The following is a 15,411-nucleotide window of genomic DNA, read 5'->3' as shown; positions in this document are numbered from 1 at the left end:
AACCTTTATTCAGCGCTGTCGATCAAGGGATGGACATCGAGTCCTTTTGCTAAAAATCCCTTATATTTTATCGACACCGCCTGATAAACTTTATCGGCTTCGTCTTTAGACTGGCACTCCAGAAACACACAGGAACCGGAACCAGTCATCAGCGGCGAACCATATTTTCTTAATTCGGTCAGCACTTCATTCACCGCTGGGTACATATTCGAAACAACGTTTTGCAGATCGTTTCGTCGTTGCTGCGTTGTTTCGAGGATTCGCATTATGCCGACGCCCCCTACCTCTGTCAACACCTCTTGCGAGAAATTTTGAAATATTTTGCTGGTGGGCACATGCACCTGAGGGTGAATTACCACATACCATGCCGGCTTCAATTTGATTTCATTCAGTTTTTCGCCAACGCCGGTAGCCAGCGCGCTGCGACCAAAAATAAACACCGGAACGTCCGCGCCCAGCTTCAAGCCCAGCTCCTGCAACACCGCCCGCGGCAGATTCAGTCCCCACATGCGGTTAAGGGCCAGCAAAACGGTGGCGGCGTCGGAGCTGCCGCCGCCCAAACCGCCGCCCATCGGTATCTTTTTATCCAGGCGAATGGACACGCCCAGCCCGCACGCAGTATGGGCTTGCAATAGACGCGCCGCGCGCACGGTCAGGTCCTGCTCCGGATCCACGCCGGCAATCGGCGTCTCCAGCACGACACGGTCGTCGTCGCGCAGGGCCAACGACACGGTGTCGCTGAAGTCGACAAAACGGAACACCGTCTCAAGCAAATGATAGCCGTCCGGACGCTTGCCGACGACGTGCAACAAGAGGTTGAGTTTGGCCGGAGCCGGGAAGTCTTGGAATACGGGAGAACTCATCAACAGAACACCATGGCAATCATTGAAATAACACGTATGTGGCGATGCGGTCAGCGCCAATCGCGGGCCACCACTCTTACCGTCAATCCATCTCGGACCAGGTCCACGCGCTTGGGGTAGCGCTCGCCGGACTCAGCCTCGCGCACGAAGCGGATACGCCACCCCTGCTGCAAAAGCTCACCGTCGGGACGGATCTCTTTAGCCTCGCCCGGCACCGGCATGCCGCGGATCCACCAGGCCAAACCGGACAGAGGCAGCGGCCACCCCAGGGTTTTCTCGGTCAGACTTTCCACATCTGGCGCCTGCCAGGCCTTGCCGTCCGCCAGCAAGGTGACGCCGCCTGCGTCCCGGATCACTTCGGCCACGGTATTGCCCAACGGTGAATTGATCGCCAGCTGGTCGCGCTCGGGCTGGTGCCGCCAATCGAAGTTGGCGACATGCCCCTTGCCGTCCAGATTGATAGACAAGCGCCCACTGACCGCGAACGGTTGGTCCGCGGACTGCGTCGCGGAGGGCATGAACACCGCATCCCTCGTCGCGCAGCCTGTCACAACAAGAGACAAAGCCAGAATCAGACCGCCCCACCTCATCAATGCGCCCCCAGACGGCGCATGGTATCGCGCAGCACGTCATGTTCCGGGCTAGCCTCCAGCGCCTTGTTCCACACCGCCAGCGCCTCCTCTTTCTTGCCCAGCTTCCATAGCACTTCGCCCAGATGGGCCGCCAGCTCCGCGTCCGGCAACAAGGCGTAGGCCTTCTGCAGCGTTTTCAAAGCCGCGTCCAGGCGACCCAGCTTGTATTGCGCCCAACCCAGGCTGTCCAGAATGGTGGGGTTGTCCGGTTCGCTCTTCAGCGCCTTCTCGATATAGCCGAGCGCCTCCTGATGCCGGTTGGTGCGGTTGGTCAGGGTATACCCCAGCGCGTTGAGCGCTTGGGCGTCACCCGGCTTTTCCTTCAGTACTTGCTTGAGATCCCGCTCCGCGTTGCCGACATTGCCCAGGCTGTCCGACACCAGCGCCCGCTCGTACAACAGCTCCGGTGCCTTGGGCATGCGCAGCAGCGCCTTGCTCAACAAATCGTGAGCCTTGCCCGGCTGCTTGGCCTCGCGCGCCAATTGGGATTGCAGCAAAGCCAAGGTGATTTTCTCCTGGTCGTTGCCGCCCAAGGGCGCGAGACGCGCCAGGGCCAGCTCCAGCTTGCCGTCGCCCGCCTCCATCACCGCCAGCCGGCCTTGCGCCGCCAGGAATTGCGGCCCGGCGCCCACCATCTCGTACCAGCCCTTGGCCGCGCCGACGTCCTGGCGCTCCTCCGCGATCTGCCCCAGGGTGTAACGAATGAAATTAGTCTCCGGATGACCGGCCGCCAGCGCTTGGCGCAAATGCCGCTCCGCAGCAGACAGATCGCGCATCTGGTAAGCCATCAAGCCGGAAGCGTAGAGCAGGTCCGGGTTATTGGGATTGCCGGGCAGGAGTTGATCGAAAGCCTGGCGCGCCTCGGCGAAGCGCTTGGCGCCCACCAGCAAGCGCGGCTTGGCCAGCTTCAGCTCCAGGCCGGCGTTCGGCCGCCGCGCCAACTCCCGCTGCAAAAAGTCGATCGCCTGATCCAACTGCTCACGGCGAAGCCGGTCGACTTGCCAGGCCACCGGCAAATCCCAGGCGGGCGCGATCTGGGCCAGCCTGTCGAACTCGCGATTCATGGTGGCCTGGTCGCCGGCTTCTGCCGCCACGGCCAAGAGCGCGAAGCGGGCCTCGGCCAAGTCCGGATAACGGGAGGCGAACTGCTTGACCAAGTCGTAAGCGGCCTGTTTATCGCTCTGACGCGAGGTCAGCCTCGCCAATTGGACGAAGATAGCCGGCGCCCGTTCAGGCTCTTTCTGCAGCAACGCCTCGATCAGCGGCTTGCTTTCCGCCAGTTTGCCGGCGCGCAGCAGGGTGATGAACAACTGCTCTCTCGCCGGCACCGAATCCGGCGCCAGCTCCATCCACAGGGTCAAGGCTTCCGAGGTTTCCTTAAGCAGCCCTGCGAACATAGAAAACTCGGCGGCCCGTTGCGCCAGCCGCGGATCGCGCGTTTGTCGCGCCAGTTCCAGATAGGTCACGGCGGACGCGCCCACCGAGCCGCGCTGGGCGGCGATTTCGCCAGCCACCACGCCATAGAGAATTTCCGGCGTCAGCTCCGCCTTGGGCAGTTGGCTTTCGTCCTCTTTCTGCGTTATCGCCGTCTCGTCGCCGGCCGGTTTGCCGGCATCGACCGGCTTTGCCGCGCCCGGGTGCTTGAAATTGGCGCATGCCGACAGCAGCGCCACCATCAGCAAAGGGAGTGTTTTTTTCAGCCGTTGCATTCGCATGGAGTCAGAGACCTGCTTATAAACCTATTGAATGCGTAGAATAGCATGACCTGTTTTTATCTTCGCGCCATTCTACCCATGCCTGAACTGCCAGAAGTCGAAACCACCCGCCGCGGGATTCTGCCCCATCTATTGAACGCCAAACTGGATGGCGCCGTGGTCCGCCACGCCGGCCTGCGCTGGCCGGTGCCGCCGGAGCTGCATGCCACCCTGCGCGGGCTGACGATACGTTCCGTCGACCGCCGCGCCAAATATCTGCTGCTGGGCACCGACGCCGGCACCCTGATCATCCATCTGGGCATGTCCGGCAGCCTGCGCTTCCTGCCTGCGGACACTCCGCCGGAGAAACACGACCACGTCGATCTGCTGTTGGGCTCCAATGTGCTGCGCTACCGCGATCCGCGCCGCTTCGGCGCGGTGCTGTGGCATGTCGGCGCCATCGAGCACCACCCCTTGCTGCAAGCGCTGGGGCCCGAGCCGCTGTCCGACGGCTTTGACGGCGACACGCTGATCCGGGCCGCGCAACGCCGCGGCAGCGCGGTCAAGCTGATGCTGATGGACAACCACGTGGTGGTCGGAGTCGGCAACATCTACGCCAACGAAGCGCTGTTTCACGCAGGCATCCATCCCGCACGCGCAGCCAACACGGTGCGCGACGGCGAATACCGTCGGCTGGCCGAGGAAATCCGCGGCGTGCTGAACCGCGCCATACAGGCCGGAGGCAGCACGCTGCGCGACTTCGTGCACAGTGACGGCAAGCCCGGCTATTTCCAGCAAACTTATATGGTGTACGGCCGGCAGGACCAGCCCTGCCGACAATGCGGCACGCCGATCCGGCATTTGCGCCAGGGCCAACGCAGTTCCTACTATTGTCCGCTATGCCAGCCATGCTAGAGTTACGGCCTCAACCTTGCGTACCGAGCCTCAAAGCATCTTGAAGTCAACCGCCACAACCTCTTCGCTCACCCGGATAGGACGCATCGTGCGCCTGTTCGGCCACTTGGCCATCGGTGTCTTCATCCTGGCCACTCGTTATTCTCGGCTAGCCCACGCCGAACGCGCCGTCGTCACCCGGCGCTGGGCCGCCCACGCGCTGAAAATTCTGGGCATCAGCGTGCGGATCAACGGCGTCAATCCCGGCTTTTACCCGCCCAACACCTTGCTGGTGGCCAACCACATTTCCTGGCTGGACATCTTCGTGCTCAATAGCTGCACAGTGTCCCGCTTCGTCGCCAAACGAGAGATTCGCTCCTGGCCGGTGCTGGGCTGGCTGGCGCACCTGGGCGGCACTCTGTTCATCGACCGCAGCAAGCGCAAGGACGCCAGCCGCGTCTACAAGGCGTTGGCGCATGCGATGGAGCACGGCGCGTGCATGGCGGTGTTTCCCGAGTCCACCACCTCGGACGGCCTGAATCTCCTGCCGTTCAAGGCCTCGTTGTTCGAAGCCGCCTTGCTGTCGCGCGGCACCGTGCAGCCGGTGGGCTTGCGCTATTACGGCGCGGACGGACAACAAACGCTGGAGCCCGCCTTTATCGGCGATCTGACTTTTCTGCAAAGCGTGCGCAAAGTGCTGGCGATGCCGGCGATGGAGGTGGAAGTCAGCTACGGCCAGCCGCTGAAAGCCTGGGAAAACGGACTGGAAACCCGCTTTGCGCTGGCAGAGCGGGCACAGCAGGAAGTGGCGCGCGCGCTGCGCCTGAGCCCGCCCCCGGCCACGGAGAGCGTGCAGGAGCCGGACACGGCACGACAGGTTTAAGAACCTGTTTACGATCTGCTGCGCGTCGTGAAACGTGGCTCGGTGAGTGCACCTTCAAAATGCTCATGCACCGTGTGTACACTCCGTTTTTTCAGCCGTTTTCGCCTTGCCTCGCCCTTGCTCGCGAGAGCATAAACAGCTTCTAAATATCTGAGCAAAACCTCTTCAACGCAAAGCCCCCGTCAGGGGGCTTTTCTTAATCCATCGCCGGCCACGCTCACAGGCTGAGCCGCGCCATCAGGTTATCGAATAAATCGTCGGCCAACTTGGCATAGCCTTGCTGCGAGAAGTGCACCATATCCGGCCGCGCCAGCTGCTGCGCTTGCCAACGCTTCATGCTGCAAGGGCCGCCCATCGCCTGCTCCCAATCCCAATACAGCACATGGCTGTCGCGCGCGACTTTCTGTTGAATGCGCTTGACCGCGGCCAGTTGCAAGGGACGACCCGGCGCGCACTCCTTGCTGGCCGCGCCACGCTTGCGCGCGGCATCCTGCGCGCCCAGCATCAGGATAGCCGCCTGCGGCAGATCCCGGCGTATGGTGTTGATAGCCGCCTGCAGATTGAGCTGATACTCGATCAGGTCCAGACGATCGTCAAAGGCTTCGTTGACGCCGTAGGCCAAGATCACCAGATCGCTGCCGCGCTCCGCCAGCTGCGCGCTCCAGCTCTTGCCCCAGCGCTGCCAGATCGAAAGCTGAGCGCCGTTGCTGCCGATGCTGTCCAGCACCACGCCCGGCGCCAGCCGCTCCAGCTCTATCCCGCCCAGCTCCACCGCCGGCAGCGCGCCGGCACGCACCACGAAGGGGAAATACAGCTTCTGTTCCACCGTCTGCCAGCCTCTGCCCGGTTCTGGCGGATTCAATTTGCGGCTGCCGTGACCATCGTCCACGTCCAGCGCGCCGGCCCCGTCCTGGGCCGCTCGTACGCGGAAACGCACCCGCCACAAGCCGTCCAGCAGATTACGCGGCAACAGGCTGATGGCAGCGCCCGGCCTCTGGGCTTGGGCAATATAGCCGCCCAGCGGGAAGTCCGGATCGCCGTCCTTGCGGCTATTGGTCAAGGCCCAACCCTCGCTGCGCTCGATCACCAGGGCGTGGCGCTGGCCGGGCACGGCCATCGGCGGCGTCCAGCCGATGCCGGCGTCGCCGAATTTGGCCTGGAAACGCTCGCGCAACGTGCCGGTCAGATAATCCGCCGCGGTGTGCGAATCCCCCAGTTGGGTGACTCGCACCGGTTGCACTGCTGTGGAGATCGCCTTCAACCGCGACGCCAGCCTCGGCAGGTTGATCTCGCCGAAATCCTGCACCGGCGCGGCCAACGCCGATGCCGCCGCCAGCCAGCCGACCCATGCCGCGCTGATTCTCAACTTCATTCAAACCTCAATTCTGCCAACACGCGCCGCGCCAGCAATACCTGGCCCTGGCGAGTGAAATGAATGCCATCGGCGGTGCGTACCGCCACTTCGCCCTGATCGGGCAGCGTCATGAACTTGGTGAACGCCTCGTCCACGCTCCCCAGGGCTTCGCGGGTGGACAAATAACGCTGGCCTGCGCCTTCAACTTCCTCCCGGAAGATGCCGTTGATGTAATGCACCCCGCGATTGAGCTTGTCCTTGCCCATGTTCGGCGCGCCCAACCACAGCAGTTGCGTCCGGTGCTTGCGAGCCGAAGCCAGGATGGCGCGGATGCGCTCGCGGTAGCGCTGCTCCCACTCCTCGGAGGCAAAGCGGATGTAGCGGCTGCCGCCCACCATGTCCCAAGTATCGTTGGCGCCCAAGAAAACCACCACGAGGCCGGTGTCCGGATTCGCCGCCAGCTGTCGTTCTATCGTATCCGGCCAATTGAAAAAGTCGGGATAGGTCAGCCCCGTGCTCTGCTTGCTGAGGTCCAGCGCCTTGATCTGGTGCAGCTTGAACAAGGGCCGCAGCAAATGCGGCGCCACCCCCTGCATCATGGAATCGCCGGCCAGCAACACCTTGCTCCCCGGCCGCAGCAAGATGCGGGGATCTTTGGCCGCCGCTTGCGGCGGCGGAGCCGACGGCGACGGCAATGGCTGCACCGGGGGCGCGCTAGGAACTACAGCCGTTGTCCGCGCCGCGACGGGCTCCGCCGGCGCCGCTTCCGGCGACAAAGCCGGTCGCAGGCAGCAGGCGTTGAAATAGGCGATCATCTCGTCGTCCCACCGATCCAGCCTGGTCAACAGCCCTCGGCTCTGATCCCGGAACTCCCGCCCCAGCTCCGCTCCTAGACGCCAGACGCTCAACTCGGACAAGGCCTCCAGCTGGCTGGGGCGGTGAAAGGTCTGCCGCCAATAGGCGTTGATTGAGGTCTGCTCAATCCAGCACAGCAGCAACATGCTGCTGCCGAGGATGGCCAGGGCCTGACGGATGGCGGAACGGGCGATCATTTGACGCTTGCCTCAATGCGGTAAGAAACGAAAAGCGCGACCGCGGAGATGCCATCGCGCCGGCACGGCTAAAACTGGTAATAAATAAAGCCCGGAATGCCCGGCGGCGACACCACGATGATCAGCAAGGCGCAGCCGGCCAGCAAGCTGGGCTTGCCCCACCACGGCAGGCGGCCCAATTGGGCGATGCCGCGTTCGCAAGCCGCGCCCAGATAGGGCAGCGCGGCAAACGCCGCGGCGCTCAGCGCCAGGAAGCCCGGCGCGTTCAGCGTCAGTTCCTGATCGGTGCCGGTCATGGCTTCCAAGAAACTCCAGGCGTCTTCCAGCGACGCGGCGCGGAAAAACACCCAGGCCAGACAAACGTAATGGAAGGTCAGCAGACGCGCCAGCCAGGTCAGCCGCCGCGACACAGCCTCCTTGCCAAGCAGCTTGTCTCCCAGATTCAAACTCACCACGCCCAAACCGTGCATGCCGCCCCACGCCAGGTATTTCAGGCTGGCGCCGTGCCACAGGCCGGACAACACCATGGCAAGCAGTAAATTGAGCTGGGCGCGGGCAAAGCCCAGCCGGTTGCCGCCCAAGGGAATATAGATGTAATCGCGAATCCAACTGGACAGCGACATATGCCAGCGCCGCCAGAAATCGCGTAGATTGTGGGCCAGATACGGCGCGTCGAAATTGCGCGGCAACTGGATGCCCAGCAACAACGCCAAGGCGGTGACCAGGTCGGTATAGCCGGAGAAATCCAGATAGATCTGGAAGGCGTAGGCGTAGAACGCCGCCCAGACCTCCAGCGCGTGGTAGGTTTCCGGCGCGCTGAACACCGGGTCCACCCAGGCGCTGGCCAGCCAGCCGGCCAACCACAGTTTTTTGGCCAGGGCCAGCACGATCAGCCCCAACGCACGGTCCAGTTGCAAGATGTGGCGGCGTTCGCCGCTGCGCAACTGCTCCAGCAGACCGGTGGCCCGGCAGATAGGCCCGGCCAACAAAGTGGGGAAGAAAGCCAGGAACAGCCCCAGTTCCCTGGCCCGGGCGAAACGCAACTCGCCGCGGTACAAGGACACCAGATAACTGACCGATTGAAAAGTGTAAAAGGAGATGCCCACCGGCATCAGGAAATCCACCGCCGGCAATATCGCCGCAATACCCAGCGCATGCAAAGCCGCTTGCGCGCTTTCACGGAAGAAGTCGAAATATTTGAATACCGCCAGATTGCCCACCGCCATCAGCAGCCCCATGCGCAACCAGCGCTTGGGACGGACGGAATCAAGCATCCGCGACGATATCAGGGTCAATAACAGGGTATAAACGGCCAGAATCAGCGCAAAACGCCAATCTAGCTTGGCATAAAAGGCGTAACTGCCCAATAACAGCAAACCATTCTGCCAATCCGTGCGCTTGCGGCACAGCCAATACAGGGCGAAAAAGGCGAGGAATGCCAGTGCGAACTCAATCGAAAGGTAACTCATACAAATAAAAAACGGCTCTGGCAAGAGCCGAGATTATGACAGCCATAGGGCCCGGCTGACTATGGCTTGCCAATATTTTATTTACAGCGCCGCCGCCAATATTCTTTACGCGGTTATTTCGCGATATGCGGAACACGGCAAAGAAAATAAAGCTTGGTCGCCCAAACGCATCGCGGTCAGGCTGCCGCCCCACAAACAACCGGAGTCGATAGCCGCCACATCGTCGGTGATATGCACGCCCAGCGCAGACCAATGGCCGCAGATAATGGGCATCTCGCCTTGCCAGCGTCCCGGCGCCTCGAACCAGGGCGTCAGGCCGGCCGGCGCGTTCTCCAGCTCGCCCTTATAATTAAGATCGATCTCTCCGTCGCGGTTCAAGAAACGCATCCGGGTCATCGCGTTGACGATCACGCGCAAACGGTCCGAACCGCGCAGCTCCTCGTTCCAGCGCGTCGGCCGGTTGCCGTACAAGCGCGACAGGAATTCACGATGCCTGGGACCGGACAGCCCGGCTTCCACTTCCTCCGCCAGGTCCAGCGCGCGATCTATGCTCCACTCCGGCAGCAGCCCAGCGTGCACCATCGCGTAGCCCTGGCCGGCTATCATCATTGGCTGACAGCGCAGCCAATCCAGCAGGACCTTGCCATCGGCGGCGTTGAGGATGTCCAGCACCGTATCGCTGCGGTGCAGTTTGCCGAAGCCCTCGGACACCGCCAGCAAATGCAGATCGTGGTTGCCCAACACGATCTCGACATGATCCTGATGCTGGAACACCCAGCGCAGGACTTCCAGCGACTGCGGCCCGCGATTGACCAAATCTCCCGTCAACCACAAAGTATCCTTGCCGGGATTGAAATCGATTTGCCGCAGCAACTGCTGAAACGGCTGGAAACACCCTTGAATGTCGCCAATAGCGTAGATGGCCATATGCACCCCATAAGTGGCGGATCGATCTGAGATGTCATCCGCGGATAGCGCCATGATACCGCATGCTACAATGCACTGGCTGAGTTACCGATTTACTGCGCCCTGCCGGGCCCCTTCCCCCATACCGCCATGTCCGCTCCCTTGCTCAATCCGCCGCAACGCGCGGCGATCCAGTATCTTGACGGCCCCTTGCTGGTGCTTGCCGGCGCAGGTTCCGGCAAAACCCGAGTCATCACCTTCAAGATTTCGCACCTGATCCGCGAAGGCGGCATCAATGCGCGCAATATCGCCGCCATCACCTTCACCAACAAGGCCGCGCGCGAGATGCTGGAACGGGTGGGCAAGCTGATGACGCCGGCGGAAATCCGGGGCATCACCGTATCCACTTTCCACTCTCTGGGCATGCAAATGCTGCGCCAGGAAGCGCCGCACCTGGGCTATAAACCGCAATTCTCCATTCTCGACGCCTTTGACGCCGGCAAGATCATCTCCGACATTCTGAAAACCACCTCAAAGGATGAGGTGCGCAAGGTGCAGAGCCAGATCTCGCTATGGAAGAACGACCTGAAAACACCGGACCAGATGCTGCTGGAGGCTCAGGGCGAATGGGAAAGCATCTGCGCCACCACGTATGTGGCCTATCAAGACACTTTGAGCGCCTACCAGGCGATGGACTTCGACGACCTGATCCGCCTGCCGGTGCAACTGTTCCAGAGTAATGAAGAAGTGCTGCAGAAGTGGCAGCACAAGCTGCGCTACCTGCTGATAGACGAATACCAGGACACCAACACCTGCCAATACCAGCTGGTCAAGCTGCTGACCGGCCTGCGCGGCATGTTCACCGCGGTGGGCGACGACGACCAGTCCATCTACGCTTGGCGCGGCGCCAATATGGAAAACCTGAGGCTGCTGCAAAGCGACTTCCCCAAGCTCAAGGTCATCAAGCTGGAGCAGAACTACCGCTCCACCGCCCGGATCCTGCGCGCGGCCAACTCGGTGATCTCCAACAACCCCAAGCTGTTCGAGAAACAACTGTGGAGCGAACTGGGCCTGGGCGACCCCATCCACGTGGTTCAGTGCAAGGACGAAGAGCACGAGGCTGAGACCGTGGTGCAAAGGCTGTTGGCGCATAAATTCGAATACCGCACCGAGTTCAAGGACTACGCCATCCTCTATCGCGGCAACTACCAGGCGCGCATCTTCGAACAAGCCTTGCGCAACCAACGCATTCCTTACCAGATGGCCGGCGGCCAGAGTTTTTTCGACAAGCCGGAAATCAAAGACATGCTGGCTTATATGCGCTTGATCGCCAATCCCAACGACGACCCGGCCTTCATCCGCGCGCTGACCACGCCCAAGCGCGGCGTAGGCGCCACCACGCTGGAACGTCTGGGCGCCTGGGCCGGCGAACGCGGCAAGAGCCTGTTCGCCTGCGCCCATGAAGAGGGTTTCCGCCTGCAAGTGCAAAAAGCCCAACTCGAGCCGTTGGAACAGTTCTGCGACTTCATCGCCAACCTGCAATACCGCGCCACCCGAGAGGACGGCGGCCCGCTGGCGATGGAGATGATGCAGGCCATAGGCTACGAAGCCTGGCTTTACGATAGCGAGGACAGCCCGCGCATCGCCGAAACCAAGTGGAAAAACATCCTGGAAATGGTGAGCTGGCTCAGCCGCAAAGGCGAGGACAGCGGCAAGAATCTGGTGGAGCTGACCCAGACCATCGCGCTGATCACCATGCTGGAAGGCCGCGAGGAAGGCGAGGTGGACGCGGTGAAGATGTCCACGCTGCACGCGTCCAAGGGCCTGGAATACCCTTACGTGTTCCTGGTAGGCACCGAGGAAGGCATCCTGCCCCACAGCGAATCGGTGGACAACGGCATGGTGGAGGAAGAACGCCGGCTGATGTACGTCGGCATCACCCGCGCGCAGCGCATGCTGACGCTCACCTATTGCGTCAAGCGCAAACGCGCCGGCGAATGGCAGTTTGTCGAGCCGTCGCGCTTTATCTCCGAGATCAACGGCGATGATCTGCGCCACTTCGGCAAACCCGGCGCGGAACCCATCGTCAGCAAAACCGAGGGCAAATCGCGGTTGGCCAGCCTCAGCGCCATGCTGGCCAACAAGGAGAAACCGGCGGATTCATGAAGGCGCCGGCGACCCAGGCGAGAACTTGCTTCCGCGCCGACGGTCTATACCGGCCGCCAAAAAGAAAATGGCGCCAGCGGCGCCATATGAAGAATGAGGAACATCTCTGGGTGAAGCGAAAGTGGAAGCCCACTGAATCCCCACACCAAGCCGCGAAGCGCCTGACGCTTCACGACCTAAACAGATGAAGCCATCATGCACTATGCGCCTCCGAAGGGCACCTGTCCCTTCTTACAGCGGGGTTTTGTTGACATAGCACATTGCCATTTCATCCGGCAGAAATTTCCCAAAAAACATAGAAATCCTCGCTTTTAGGCGATAAAAAACGCCTTGCAATACCACAAGGCGTTTTTTGCTGCGCTGATCAGCCGATTATTTGGAATTATTCACCATGTACTCGACAGCGGAGCGGAACTCGGCGTCGCTGCCGGTGTAACCGCCTTTGGCCGGCATCGCGTTCAAGCCCTTGATGCCGATCTTGACCACTTCGTCCAGGCCCGGCTTCAGACGCACGGCCCAAGCCGCCTTGTCGCCGAACTTAGGCGCGCCGGCGATGCCTGCCGCGTGGCAGGCCATGCACACGCTGTCGTAGATCTTCTTGCCCACCACGGCCGGATCGGCCGCCGCGGCCGCGCCGCCAGCGCCGCCAGCGCCGCCCACCGGCGGCTCAGTGAACTTTCCGCCCGCGGAGTTGCCCATATAGGCTACCGCGCGCTTCACTTCGTCATCGCTCAAGTCGGTTGCGCCGCCCTTGGCCGGCATCGCGTTGAAGCCCTGCAGCGCGTGCTGGGTCAGCATGTCCCAGCCTTTGGCGATGCGAGAGCCCCAAGCGGCGGTGTCGCCAAACTTGGGCGAGCCGGCGAGGCCGGTGCCGTGACAGGAGATACAGATGCCTTTATATACCTGTTCGCCAGTGCGCATTCCCGGAGGCGCGTCGCTGGCCTTGGCTTCGCCGACCGGTTTCAGGCGAGACGCGACGGCCTCCTTGGTCATTACTTCGGCATCCACGTTGTAACCGCTGGTGGCCAGCTTGGCCAGAAGCCAAATTGCCACCACAAGAAAGACAACGACGCCAACCAGCACTTTGATGACCTGGCCGGGAGCCATTCCGTTCTCATTACTCATTACGAGCCTCGCCTGGAATTAATGACATTTAAAATAGGATAATTATACGGTAAGCCTGAAGGCAAGGCAAAACCATACACTGGACTCGGGTAAGGAAGTTGCGCTATGATGCGGGCCTGCCTCAAAGCAAGCACAGCGCACCCGTAGCTCAGTTGGATAGAGTGTCAGTTTCCGAAGCTGAAGGTCACAGGTTCGATCCCTGTCGGGTGCGCCACAACTCCTCGAAGTTTTCTGTTTTTCCCGCTTTTCCCTATTATTTCCCACGCTTAACGTCAAAACCATGTTTTCGTCGAAACACGTCCTGCTCGGCCATGCTGCGCTAGCGTCGCCGCAATGAAAAAGCGGGCCGCTCACGCGTCCCGCTTCGCTCCATTCGTCTAGCCTCAGGCCAACGTGGCCATCGGCTCGGCGGCATCGTCGTCCTCTTCGCCGAGAAAGCCTCCGCTCTGGTGCGCCCACAGCCTCGAATACAACCCGCCCTTGGCCAACAGGCTGCGATGATCGCCCTCTTCCACGATGCGCCCCTTGTCCAGCACGATCAGCCGGTCCATCGCCGCGATGGTGGACAAGCGGTGAGCGATAGCCACCACGGTTTTGCCTTCCATCAGCCGGTACAAGCTGCGCTGGATCGCCGCTTCCACTTCCGAATCCAGCGCGCTGGTGGCTTCATCCAGCAACAGGATGGGCGCATCCTTCAACATCACCCTGGCGATGGCGATGCGCTGGCGCTGCCCGCCGGACAGCTTGACCCCTCGCTCTCCTACATGGGCATCGTAAGCGCTGCGACCTTTCGGATCGGTCAAGGTCAGGATGAAGTCATGCGCCTCGGCGCGGCGCGCGGCCGCCTCCATCTCGGCGTCGCCGGCGTCCGGCCTGCCGTAGAGCAGGTTGTCGCGCACAGAGCGGTGCAACAAGGAAGTATCCTGCGTCACCATCCCCACCTGGGCGCGCAGGCTGTCTTGCGTCACATGAGCGATGTCCTGGCCATCAATCAAAATGCGGCCGCCGTCCAAATCATAGAAACGCAACAGTAAGTTGACGATGGTGGACTTGCCCGCGCCCGAACGGCCGACCAGACCGATCTTCTCGCCCGGGCGTATCGTTAGCGACAATTGCTCGATCACTGTCTTGCTGCCGCCGTAACTGAAGTCCACTTGGTCGAAGCGGATTTCTCCCTGCTTCACTTCCAAGGGCTTGGCGTCGGCCCGGTCATTGATCGACACCGGCCGCGACAAGGTGGCGATGCCGTCCTGCACCGTGCCCACTTGTTCGAACAGCGAAGCCATCTCCCACATGATCCAGTGCGAAATGCCGTTCAACCTCAAGGCCATCGCGGTGGCCGCCGCCACCGCGCCGACGCCGACTTCGCCCATGCTCCACAGCCACAAGGTAGCGCCGGCGGTACTGGCGATCAGCAACATGCTCAGGCTGTGGTTGATGATTTCGAAGCCGCTGATCAAACGCATCTGACGATAGGCCGTGGCCAGGAATTCCTGCATCGCGCCGCGGGCGAAGCCGGCCTCTCGCTGGGCGTGCGAGAACAGCTTCACCGTGGCGATATTGGTATAGGCGTCGGTGATGCGGCCGGTCATCAGGCTGCGCGCGTCGGCCTGGGCGGTAGCGGCCAGACCCAGGCGCGGCACAAAGAAATACAGCGTGGCCACGTACAAGGCCAGCCAGGCCAGGAAGGGCCACAGCAAACGGCTGTCGAAACTGCCGACCACGGCGATCATGGTGACGAAGTAAATCACCACGAACACCAGAATATCGGCGACGATCATCACCGTTTCGCGCACCGCGATCGCGGTTTGCATCACCTTGGCGGATACCCTGCCGGCGAACTCGTCTTGATAAAAGTTCATGCTCTGCCGCAGCAGGTGGCGATGGAAATTCCAGCGCAGCAGCATCGGAAAATTGGCGGAAATGCCCTGATACTTGATCAAGGCCTGCAGGGCGATCAGCAACGGGCTGGCCAGCAGAATGCCCGCCAGCAACAGCAGATTATGGCGCTGCGTGTCCCACAACAGCGCGGGCTTGACCAAGCTTAGCCAGTCCACGACGGAACCGAGCATGGAGAACAGCAAAGCCTCAAAGGCGCCGATGCCGGCGGTCAACAGAATGACGGCCGCAATCAGACCGCGCAAGCCGCGGGTGCAGAACCACAAAAATGGGAAAAAGCCCTTGGGGGGTTGGGCGGGAGACGTGTCGGGATACGGATTGATCCGCTTTTCGAACCAGTTGAACAAAGATCGCTCCAGTGCAGAGGCCGCCGCTTGGGCCGCGCCTGCTTTGGGTTTAATAGGAAGTAGGACAATAGCCAAGGGCTGGAAATCGCGCAATGGAAAATTATCGTCGAGCACGACCCCATTTGTC

The 15,411-nt window shown here is 61.4% G+C and carries 12 protein-coding genes and 1 tRNA gene; 4 read left to right on the top strand and 9 right to left on the bottom strand.

Features of this window, described 5'->3' with window-relative positions; genetic code table 11:
- Window positions 1-5: 5 nt before the first annotated feature.
- The 3 genes from ispE to ACUXV1_RS04510 form a co-directional block, all read right to left on the bottom strand.
- On the bottom strand, window positions 6-863 hold the full coding sequence (gene ispE / locus ACUXV1_RS04520; protein WP_446014508.1) for a 4-(cytidine 5'-diphospho)-2-C-methyl-D-erythritol kinase: 858 nt from the start codon (window positions 861-863) through the stop codon (window positions 6-8).
- A 50-nt stretch (window positions 864-913) separates the two neighbouring features.
- Window positions 914-1,381, bottom strand: coding sequence for a lipoprotein insertase outer membrane protein LolB (lolB, locus tag ACUXV1_RS04515; RefSeq protein ID WP_240315044.1), 468 nt, complete (start codon window positions 1,379-1,381; stop codon window positions 914-916).
- 71 nt (window positions 1,382-1,452) lie between these two features.
- Complete coding sequence (locus tag ACUXV1_RS04510; protein ID WP_446014509.1) at window positions 1,453-3,210, bottom strand: tetratricopeptide repeat protein; 1,758 nt, start codon at window positions 3,208-3,210, stop codon at window positions 1,453-1,455.
- 78 nt (window positions 3,211-3,288) lie between these two features.
- Between ACUXV1_RS04510 and mutM the strand changes: the two genes are divergently transcribed.
- Together mutM and ACUXV1_RS04500 are read left to right on the top strand one after the other, a co-directional pair.
- A complete protein-coding gene (gene mutM / locus ACUXV1_RS04505; RefSeq protein ID WP_043637170.1) occupies window positions 3,289-4,104 on the top strand; it encodes a bifunctional DNA-formamidopyrimidine glycosylase/DNA-(apurinic or apyrimidinic site) lyase in 816 nt (271 codons plus the stop codon).
- A gap of 40 nt (window positions 4,105-4,144) precedes the next feature.
- Window positions 4,145-4,966, top strand: a complete 822-nt coding sequence (locus tag ACUXV1_RS04500; RefSeq protein WP_446014511.1) for a lysophospholipid acyltransferase family protein — start codon at window positions 4,145-4,147, stop codon at window positions 4,964-4,966.
- A 217-nt stretch (window positions 4,967-5,183) separates the two neighbouring features.
- Here ACUXV1_RS04500 and ACUXV1_RS04495 read toward each other — a convergent pair whose 3' ends face one another.
- The 4 genes from ACUXV1_RS04495 to ACUXV1_RS04480 form a co-directional block, all read right to left on the bottom strand.
- A complete protein-coding gene (locus ACUXV1_RS04495; RefSeq protein ID WP_446014513.1) occupies window positions 5,184-6,338 on the bottom strand; it encodes an SGNH/GDSL hydrolase family protein in 1,155 nt (384 codons plus the stop codon).
- Window positions 6,335-7,372, bottom strand: a complete 1,038-nt coding sequence (locus ACUXV1_RS04490; RefSeq protein WP_446014515.1) for an SGNH/GDSL hydrolase family protein — start codon at window positions 7,370-7,372, stop codon at window positions 6,335-6,337. The genes ACUXV1_RS04495 and ACUXV1_RS04490 overlap by 4 nt, the downstream gene beginning before the upstream one ends.
- A 68-nt stretch (window positions 7,373-7,440) precedes the next feature.
- Window positions 7,441-8,841 carry an MBOAT family O-acyltransferase gene (locus tag ACUXV1_RS04485; protein WP_446014516.1) on the bottom strand — a complete coding sequence of 467 codons (1,401 nt, stop codon included), beginning with the start codon at window positions 8,839-8,841 and terminating at the stop codon, window positions 7,441-7,443.
- Window positions 8,842-8,946: 105 nt separating this feature from the next.
- Window positions 8,947-9,768, bottom strand: a complete 822-nt coding sequence (locus tag ACUXV1_RS04480) for a symmetrical bis(5'-nucleosyl)-tetraphosphatase (RefSeq protein WP_043637055.1) — start codon at window positions 9,766-9,768, stop codon at window positions 8,947-8,949.
- A 129-nt stretch (window positions 9,769-9,897) separates the two neighbouring features.
- On the opposite strand from ACUXV1_RS04480, the gene ACUXV1_RS04475 reads away from it, so the two are divergent.
- A complete protein-coding gene (locus ACUXV1_RS04475) occupies window positions 9,898-11,913 on the top strand; it encodes a UvrD-helicase domain-containing protein (RefSeq protein WP_446014518.1) in 2,016 nt (671 codons plus the stop codon).
- A gap of 372 nt (window positions 11,914-12,285) precedes the next feature.
- Here ACUXV1_RS04475 and ACUXV1_RS04470 read toward each other — a convergent pair whose 3' ends face one another.
- On the bottom strand, window positions 12,286-13,038 hold the full coding sequence (locus ACUXV1_RS04470) for a c-type cytochrome (RefSeq protein WP_446014520.1): 753 nt from the start codon (window positions 13,036-13,038) through the stop codon (window positions 12,286-12,288).
- A gap of 137 nt (window positions 13,039-13,175) precedes the next feature.
- Here ACUXV1_RS04470 and ACUXV1_RS04465 point away from each other — a divergent pair.
- A tRNA-Arg gene (locus ACUXV1_RS04465) sits at window positions 13,176-13,252 on the top strand.
- A 169-nt stretch (window positions 13,253-13,421) separates the two neighbouring features.
- On the opposite strand, the gene ACUXV1_RS04460 is transcribed toward ACUXV1_RS04465, so the two are convergent.
- The gene (locus tag ACUXV1_RS04460; RefSeq protein WP_081555751.1) at window positions 13,422-15,284 is read right to left on the bottom strand and encodes an ABC transporter ATP-binding protein; all 1,863 of its coding nucleotides are present in this window, start codon (window positions 15,282-15,284) and stop codon (window positions 13,422-13,424) included.
- Between the last annotated feature and the right edge of the window lie 127 nt (window positions 15,285-15,411).

This window comes from Chromobacterium sp. W521 (genome assembly GCF_052805975.1).
This window is presented reverse-complemented; position numbering and strand designations above follow the sequence as displayed.